The organism is Streptomyces altiplanensis, from assembly GCF_053591575.1.
In genome coordinates, this window is record NZ_JBSFUB010000044.1 from 47,382 (window position 1) to 56,430 (window position 9,049).

General features: G+C 71.0%; 5 protein-coding genes and 1 pseudogene. 3 read left to right on the plus strand and 3 right to left on the minus strand.

The genetic code is table 11. The features are described 5' to 3' along the window. The first annotated feature begins 250 nt into the window (after positions 1-250). The gene (locus ACWD0Y_RS20160; protein WP_450261688.1) at positions 251-3,130 is read left to right on the plus strand and encodes a PQQ-dependent sugar dehydrogenase; all 2,880 of its coding nucleotides are present in this window, start codon (positions 251-253) and stop codon (positions 3,128-3,130) included. 22 nt (positions 3,131-3,152) lie between these two features. After that, the gene (locus ACWD0Y_RS20165) at positions 3,153-4,928 is read left to right on the plus strand and encodes a ThuA domain-containing protein (protein ID WP_450261689.1); all 1,776 of its coding nucleotides are present in this window, start codon (positions 3,153-3,155) and stop codon (positions 4,926-4,928) included. A 147-nt stretch (positions 4,929-5,075) separates the two neighbouring features. Here the strand turns inward: ACWD0Y_RS20165 and ACWD0Y_RS20170 are convergent, their stop codons facing one another. Then, positions 5,076-7,160 carry a SpoIIE family protein phosphatase gene (locus tag ACWD0Y_RS20170; RefSeq protein WP_450261690.1) on the minus strand — a complete coding sequence of 695 codons (2,085 nt, stop codon included), beginning with the start codon at positions 7,158-7,160 and terminating at the stop codon, positions 5,076-5,078. Between the two features lie 199 nt (positions 7,161-7,359). Between ACWD0Y_RS20170 and ACWD0Y_RS20175 the strand changes: the two genes are divergently transcribed. Next, the gene (locus tag ACWD0Y_RS20175; RefSeq protein ID WP_450261691.1) at positions 7,360-8,304 is read left to right on the plus strand and encodes a DUF3048 domain-containing protein; all 945 of its coding nucleotides are present in this window, start codon (positions 7,360-7,362) and stop codon (positions 8,302-8,304) included. A 111-nt stretch (positions 8,305-8,415) separates the two neighbouring features. Here the strand turns inward: ACWD0Y_RS20175 and ACWD0Y_RS20180 are convergent, their stop codons facing one another. Next, positions 8,416-8,724: an SCO5918 family protein gene (locus ACWD0Y_RS20180; RefSeq protein WP_450261692.1), complete on the minus strand. Its 309-nt coding sequence runs from the start codon at positions 8,722-8,724 to the stop codon at positions 8,416-8,418. Between the two features lie 74 nt (positions 8,725-8,798). Next, a pseudogene (locus tag ACWD0Y_RS20185) lies at positions 8,799-9,049 on the minus strand (DEAD/DEAH box helicase); the annotation flags it as partial.

Sequence of the window (9,049 nt, forward strand, 5' to 3'; positions counted from 1 at the left end):
ACAGGCCCGCGGCCACAGTTTCCACCAGAGAGAGGCGGCCCCTCCCCCGCTTTGTCCTGACCGCGGAAGAAGTTGCGAAAGCGGATGCGAAAGGGGTTACGCGGTGAGACCAGGCCCGCTAACTTCCTTGAAATGAACCGGACATGCACGCATGGCCGGTGACCTTCCGGCGCGACGGCGCGCGCCTGGCTCCCCCGGCGGGACTTACTTCCCGGCCCGCCGGACACCCCCACCCCGTTGGGAGACTTCTGTGCGCAAAAAACCGTTCAGACCCCGTCAGATCCCCGCGTTACTGCTCACCGCGTTGCTCACCGCGGGCTTCCTGGCACCCGCCGGGTCCGCCGCGGCCGCCGCGGCCGCTCCCCGTGACGCGGACCGGGAGACCTCGGCAGCCGCGGCCCCTGCCGCAGCCGAGGAGTTCCAGCAGGTCACTCTCGCCAAGGGCGTCGCGGAGACCGGCGAGCCGATGACCATGGCGGTCCTCCCCAACCGCTCGGTACTGCACACCTCACGCGACGGCACGCTACGGCTCACGGACGCCGCGGGCACGACGAAGGTCGCGGGAAAGCTCGACGTCTACAGCCACGACGAGGAAGGGCTCCAGGGCGTCGGCGTGGACCCCGGATTCGCCTCCAACCGCCTCGTCTACCTGTACTACGCCCCGAAGCTCAGCACTCCGGGCGGCGACGCCCCGGGTGACGGCACGGCCGCCGACTTCGCTCCCTTCGACGGCGTGAACCGGCTCTCCCGCTTCTCCCTCGCCGCCGACGGGACCCTGGACCTCGCCAGCGAGAAGAAGATCCTCGACGTACCGGCCTCGCGCGGAATCTGCTGCCACGTGGGCGGTGACATCGACTTCGACGCGCAGGGCAACCTGTACCTCACCACCGGAGACGACTCGAACCCCTTCGCGTCCGACGGGTACACGCCGATCGACGAACGCGCGTCCCGCAACCCGGCGTACGACGCCCAGCGCTCCTCGGGCAACACCAACGACCTGCGCGGCAAGGTGCTGCGCATCAAGGTGAACGCGGACGGCTCGTACTCCACTCCCCCGGGCAACCTCTTCGCGCCCGGCACGGCGAAGACCCGCCCCGAGATCTACGCCATGGGCTTTCGCAACCCGTTCCGGATGAGCGTCGACAAGGCCACCGGAACCGTCTACCTCGGTGACTACGGGCCCGACGCGGGAACGGCGAACGCCGCCCGCGGCCCCGCCGGCCAGGTCGAGTTCAACCGCATCACCAAGGCCGGAAACTTCGGCTGGCCGTACTGCACCGGCAAGAACGACGCGTACACCGACTACAACTTCGCCACCGCCGCCTCCGGCGCGAAGTTCGACTGCGCCGCACCGAAGAACAACTCCCCCCGCAACACCGGACTCACCGACCTGCCCCCGGCCCAGCCCGCCTGGATCCCGTACGACGGCGGCTCGGTACCCGAGTTCGGCAGCGGCTCCGAGTCCCCCATGGGCGGACCGGTCTACCGCTACGACGCCTCCTCCACGTCGGCCGTGAAGTTCCCGCAGAGTTACGACGGGAACTTCTTCGCCGGGGAGTTCGGCCGCAAGTGGATCAAGCGGATCGCGCAGGGCACCGACGGTACCGTCCAGTCCGTCAACGCCTTCCCCTGGAGCGGCACCCAGGTGATGGACATGGCCTTCGGCCCCGACGGCGCGCTGTACGTCCTGGACTACGGCACCGGTTACTTCAGCGGGGACGCGAACTCCGCGCTGTACCGCATCGAGCACCTCACCGACGGCCGCTCCCCCCTCGCCCAGGCCAAGGCCGACCGCACCTCCGGGAAGGCGCCGCTCGCCGTCGCGTTCTCCTCGGCCGGCACCTCCGACCCGGACGGGGACGCGCTGAGTTACGCGTGGAAGTTCGGCGACGGGGGAACGTCGACCGCCGCGAACCCGTCCCACACGTACACGGCCAACGGCCAGTACACCGCCACCCTCACCGTCACCGACACCACCGGCAAGAGCGCCACCGCCTCGGTGCAGGTGACCGTCGGCAACACCGCGCCGACCGTGAGGCTGGAACTGCCGGCCGAGGGCCGGATCATCGACCCGGGTGCGGCCGTGCCGTACAAGGTGACGGTGACCGACCCCGAGGACGGCACCGTCGACTGCTCCAAGGTGAAGATCACCTTCATCATCGGGCACGACAGCCACGGCCACCCGCAGACCTCCGCGACCGGCTGCTCCGGCACGGTGCAGACCATCGCGGACGGCGAGCACGACCCGAACGCGAACATCTTCGGCGTCTGGGACGCGGAGTACACCGACAAGGGAGCGAACGGCCAGCCCGCCCTGACCACCCACACCCAGCACATCAGCCAGCCCAGCCATCGGCAGGGCGAGCACTACGGCGGTTCGTCGGGCGTCGAGGTCGTCAGCCACACGCCGGCCCACGGCGGCAAGGCGGTCGGCCACATCGACAACGGCGACTGGATCTCCTTCAGGCCGTACGCCCTCGACGACGCCACCCGGTTCACCGCCCGGGTCGCCTCCGGAGGTGTCGGCGGCACGATCGAGGTACGGGCCGGCTCTCCCGCCGGGACTCTCCTGGGCACGGCGGCGGTTCCCGTGACGGGTGGCTGGGAGACCTACCAGGAGGTCAGCACCACGCTGTCGAACCGGCCCGCCGGTACGACCACGCTGCACCTCGTCTTCAAGGGCGGCAGCGGCTCGCTCTTCGATGTGGACGACTTCCACTTCACCACCTCGGGCAGCGGCAGCGGCTCGCGGACGGGTGAGGTGAAGGGCGTGAACGGCAAGTGCCTGGACGTCGCGGACGGGGCGTCCGCCGACGGGACACAGGTCCAGCTGTGGACCTGCAACGGCAGCGGCGCCCAGCGGTGGACGCTGCCCGGCGACGGGACGCTGCGTGCGCTGGGCAAGTGCCTGGACATCAGCGGCGGAGGAACCGCCGACGGCACGAAGATCCAGTTGTGGACCTGCAACGGCAGCGGCGCGCAGCAGTGGGCGCCGCAGGCCGACACCACCGTCCGCAACCCGCAGTCCGGCAAGTGCCTCGACGCCGAAGGCGGCACCTGGAACGACGGCGCCCGCACCCACCTGTGGACCTGCCACACCGGCGCCAACCAGAAATGGACCCTGCCGTAGCAGGAGAGGAGGCACAACCGATATGCGCAACACTCTCACCAAGGCCGGCTGCTGGCTCGCCGGAGCACTGCTCTGCGCGGCCACCGCGCCCGCCGTGGCCGCGGGCGCCCAGGCACCGGGCGACCCCGTCCGCTCCGCTGTCCGGGACGTGACCGCAGCCGTGAGCGCGGCCGATCCGGCGTACAAGATCCTCGTGTTCTCCAAGACGGCGGGCTTCCGCCACGGGTCCATCGACGACGGTCTCGCCGCGCTGCGCGAGCTGGGCGGCGCGAACAACTTCACCGTGGACGCGACGGAGGACGCGCAGGCCTTCACCACCGGCAACCTCGCGCAGTACAAGGCCGTCGTCTTCCTGTCCACGACCGGTGACGTGCTCAACGGCACCCAGCAGACGGCGTTCGAGCAGTACATCAAGGGCGGCGGCGGTTACGCCGGCATCCACGCGGCCGCCGACACGGAGTACGACTGGCCGTTCTACGCCGGTCTCGCCGGAGCCCTGTTCCACTCCCACCCGCACAACCAGACGGCGACCGTCAAGGTGGAGGACCGGGCGCACGACGCCACCGCCCATCTCGGCACCACCTGGCAGCGCTTCGACGAGTGGTACAACTACCGCACCAACCCGCGGACGACCGCTCACGTGCTGGCCTCGCTCGACGAGTCCAGCTACTCGGGCGGCAACATGTCCGGCGACCACCCGATCTCCTGGTGCAAGGGCTATGAGGGCGGCCGCGCCTTCTACACCGGTGGCGGTCACACCGACGAGTCGTACACCGAACCGGCGTTCCGCCGGCACCTGCTCGGCGGGATCCGCTGGGCGGCGGGCATGACGGAGGCGGACTGCCGTCCGGAGACGGGATACACACCGCTGTTCAGCGGTTCGGGCACGACCGGCTGGAAGCAGGCCGGACCCGGTTCGTTCACGCTGGCGGACTCCACGCTCACCTCGCAGGGCGGGCTCGGAATGCTGTGGTACTCCGCCAAGGAGTACACCGGCGACTACTCCCTCAAGCTCGACTGGCGGATGGACGGCGACGACAACTCCGGGATCCTCCTGGGGTTCCCGGCCTCCGACGACCCGTGGTCGGCGGTCGACAACGGGTACGAGATCCAGATCGACGCCACGGACAGCGCCGACCGGACGACGGGAGCGGTGTACGGCTTCAAGTCCGCCGACATCGCCGCCCGCGACGCCGCGCTCAACCCGCCCGGCGAATGGAACACGTACGAACTCCGTGTCACCGGCGAACGGCTGGAGGTCTTCCTCAACGGCCGCAAGATCAACGACTTCACCAACACCGATCCCGTCCGCAGCCTGCGGCAGGGGCACATCGGGATCCAGAACCACGGCGACGGCGACCAGGTGTCCTTCCGCAACGTCCGGATGAAGACATCCGGCGGCACGCAGCCGGGTCCCCTCGCGGGTGAGGTCAAGGGCGTCAACGGCAAGTGCCTGGACGTCGCCGGCGGCGCGACCGGTGACGGCACCCAGGTCCAGCTGTGGACCTGCAACGGCAACAGCCCCCAGAAGTGGACGCTGCCCGGCGACGGCACCTTCCGCGCGCTGGGCAAGTGCCTGGACATCAGCGGCGGAGGAACCGCCGACGGCACGAAGATCCAGCTGTGGACCTGCAACGGCAGCGGCGCGCAGCAGTGGCAGCCGCAGCCGGGCGGAACCGTCCGCAACCCGCAGTCGGGCAAGTGCCTCGACGCCGAGGGTGCCACCTGGAACGACGGCACCCGCGTCCATCTGTGGAGCTGCCACACCGGCCCCAACCAGAAGTGGACCCTTCCCTGACGGGTCGGCCACAGCGCCCGGGGCGGCGGCCCCGGGCCGGCGGGTTCCGGTCCCTGCGGGGAACCGGGACCCGCCGGAGGCCGGCCCCGGGCACCCGGTTTCGGCGCCGGGCGCCCGTGGCGCATGACAGCCCCCGGGGCGCGTGCCTCACGTCAGCTCCGTCGCGCGGGCGATGAGCAGCGCCACGTCGTCGTGGTCTCCGGGGTGGCGCAGCGCGTGCAGGAGCAGGTCGCAGGTCTCTTCCAGCGACTGCGGAGGTTCGGTGAGGTGGGCGAGGAGAGCGTCCAGCCGCTCGTCGATGGCCTGGTCGCGCGTCTCGACCAGGCCATCGGTGTAGAGGACCAGCCGGTCGCCGGGACGCAGGGCGAGTGTGGTGGTGTGAAAGGTGACTTCGCCGACGCCGAGCGGGGCGCCGGTGGGCAGGTCGAGCAGTTCGGCGGCCCGGCCGGGGCGTACCAGGACGGGTGGCAGGTGCCCGGCGTTGGAGATGCGGCACTCGGCCCGGTGGGGATCGTAGACGGCGTAGGTGCACGTGGTGATGGTCTGACCCATGCGGTCGGTGATGCGGTCGAGGTGGTGCAGCACCTGGGCCGGGTCGAGGCCGAGTTCGGCCAGGGTGCGGGTGGCGGTGCGGAGCTGGCCCATCGTGGCGGCCGCGCTGACACCGCTGCCCATGACGTCACCGACGACGAGGGCGCTCCTGTCGTCCGTCAGAGGGATGACGTCGAACCAGTCGCCGCCCACCTCGTCGGCCGCCTGGGCCGGCTGGTAGCGGCTGGCGACCTCCAGGCCGGGCTGGTCCGGTGGCCGCTGGGGAAGAAGGCTGCGCTGGAGGGTGAGGGCGGTGCTGCGTGCCTGCCGGTACCAGCGGGCGTTGTCGATGCACACGGCCGCCCGTGCGGCGAGTTCGCCGGCCAGGATCTCGTCGTCGTCACTGAACGGTTCCGGGTTACGGGTGCGCTTGAGGTCGAGGGCGCCGAGGACTTTGCCGCGCGCGATGAGCGGCACGGCCAGGTAGGAGTGCAGCCCCGCGGCCCCCAGGAGCTCGGCGGCTTCGGGGCTGCGGGCGATGCACGGCAGGTCCTCGCGTTTCACGTGGGGCACCCGGACGGGGCGGCCGGTGTTCACGCACTGGGTGACCAGCCGGTCGGCCTCGTACCTGGCCACCTCGCCGGGCGGATCGGCCGCGTGCACTGCCTCGCTGGAGTACGCGCTGGCCACGGCGAGAGCACGGAACACCGCGGGCCCTGTCTGCGTCGTCGCGGCCGAGCGACCGTTGAGGACGCTGTCGAGTACGTCCACGGCGGCCACGTCGGCCAGCTGCGGCACCGACACCTCGGCGAGTTCGCGGGCGGTCTCGTCGAGGTCGAGGGTGGTGCCGATGCGGATGGAGGCGTCGGCGACGACGGCGAGGCGCTGGCGGGCCTGCGCGGCCTCGATGGTGGCGCGCCGCCGCTCGGTGACGTCGACGACGGAGGCGGCCACCCCGAGCACCTTCCCGTTGGATGCCTCCAGCCGGTAGAAGGACACCGACCACGTGTTCTCGTGGTCCGGGTCGGCGGGGACACGCCCGACGGACTCCTGATCGAGGATCGGGACGCCGGTGGCAAGGACCCGGCGCATCGAGGTCTCGATGGCCTCGGTGTCCAGGAACGGCAGTGCCTCGTGCACGTTCCGGCCGACGTGCTGGGCAGCGGACAGGCCGTTGATGCGTTCGAGTGCCGGATTGACGGTGACGTACCGCAGGTCGGTGTCCACCACCGCCAGTCCGATCGGGGACTGGGCCACCAGCCGGGTGGACAGCGCGAGGTCCCGCTCCACCTTTCGCAAGGTCGCCTGGTCGGTCGCCAGGCCCAGGGCGTAGAGGTCCTTGCGGTCGTCCTCCAGCCGCATGTTGCGGAACTCGACCAGCCGGGTGCTGCCGTCTCTGTGGCGCATGGGGAAGACCCCCGCCCAGCTCGACCCTCCTTTGCCGGCCATGACCTGGGCGAACAGCCGGCCCACCAGCTCCAGGTGCCGCTCCTGGACCAGCAGCCGGCCCGCGAACCGGCCGAGGGCCTCGTCCGCGGAGTAACCGAACAGCTCCTCTGCCTGGGGGCTCCACAGCACGATCCGTCCGTCGGCGTCCAGCACGACGGCAGCCACGCTCAGCAGATCCAGCAGCCCTCCCGACGCGAGCCGAGCGCCCTCCGGCTGGTCAGGGCTGGCAGAGACGGAGTCGGTCGCACGCATCCGGGGCTCCTTCCGCCCGCCGCCGGTATCTCCCATCGTCTCTCTACCCAGGCTGGGACCGCATCCTCTGCCCGGACACGTACGGCCTGCCGTGAACCGGGAACCCCGCTACGGCGTGATGATGGAGGGGAAGCCGCCGCCGCTGTGGCCGAGGGGCGGCGGGGTGCCTACCGCGGTCCGACTCCGAAGGGCGGCAGCCATGCAGGCAGCCAGAGGGAAGAGATCAGTCGCAGCGTCACTCGCGGCACTGGCGCTGCTCGTCGTGGCGGCGTGCGGCGGCTCCGGAGGGGCGGACACCTCTCCTTCGCCGGACGGCCGGGTTCCGTCCGGCGCCCGCGTCCTCGCCGTGAAGATCGACAACGTCGTGGCGGCCCGGCCTCCGACCGGACTGGACAAGGCGGACCTCGTCTACGTCGAACAGGTGGAGGCCGGCCTCAGCCGCATACTCGCCGTCTACTCGTCCACCGTGCCGCCCGTCATCGGCCCGGTACGCAGCGCCCGCGAGACGGACCTGGAGCTGCTGCGGCAGTTCGACCGGCCGACACTCGCCTACTCCGGCGCGCAGAGCAGACTCAATCCGCTGATCGAGGCGGCGCCGCTGAACGCGCTGTCCCCCTCGGAGGCACCGGACGCGTACTTCCGCAGCGACGACCGGGCCGCGCCGCACAACCTCTACCTGAGGCCCGGGAACATACCGCACACCCCCTCCGGCACGAACGCCGCCGAGGACCTCGGACTCCGCTTCGGCCCGCCGCCGTCCGGCGGGAAACCCACCGACGAGCACACGGTCCGTTATCCGTCGGCGCGCTTCGCCTTCACCTGGTCCGCGGACCGGCAGAAGTGGCTGGTGGAGATGGACGGCGCGCCGTCCCGTACGGCCGACGGGCAGCGGCTCGCCGCGGCCACGGTCGTCGTGCAGCAGGTGACCGTGCGTCCGTCGGTCTTCAAGGACCGGTGGGGCAACGCGTCTCCGTACACCGAGACCGTGGGCTCCGGTTCGGCGGTCGTGCTGCGCGACGGAAAGGCGTACGACACCGAATGGAGACGGGACTCCGCCGGATCCCGGACCTCGTTCACGACCCCGGACGGCAAACGGATGACGTTCGCCTCCGGTCAGACGTGGATCGTGTACGCGGCACGGTGACCCCGTCGCCGGGCGGTCGGCACGGCAAGGCGGTCCGGCGGGACGGGCGAGGGCCCCGACCGGTTTCTCTCCGGTCGGGGCCCTCGTCGTTGTCCGGTCTGCTGTCCGGCCTCACACGCGTTCCGGCGCTCCGAGCAGTGCCGTCGCGGTCTCGAGCGGCGTGAGGACACGGGGCTGGACCACTGCGGGAACAGCGCGGCAGGTGAAACCGAGGCGGGTCAGCGCCCTGGTCACTTCACTGGCGCTGAAGTCGCGGCGGTCCTGCCTGGTGATCACTTCTCCCACCTGCTTGACCGGGTAGTGACGACGGCCGATGATCACGGACTCGCCCGTGACGGGTTCGGGCTTGATGCCCTTCATCGAATCCTGCACGTCGCTCTTGAACAGGTCGAAGGGGAAACGGGCGATGACGCAGCGCATAGTGCCTCAGCAGGGTTCGGAAGAGCCGGAAGGACGGGCCGTCCTCACGGACGGGGCGAACGACGGGACGAGGCTCATGCGGCGCGGGAGAGCGGCGCCTGGCGCTGCGGCATTCCGCCGGTACGCCCCTGGGGCGCTCCGGCCGGTCCGACGGGGCGGCGGGCAGGACGGCCACGTCGGCCCCGGGACGACGACTCGCCGCGCTTCGGGCGCTCCACCACGGGAGCGACGATCGTGACGGGGATGCCGGAGGGGGCCTGCGCGCCGGTGATCCGGGTCAGCTCGGCGTCGCCGGAGCGGACCTGGGCGGTGTGCGGGGTGATGC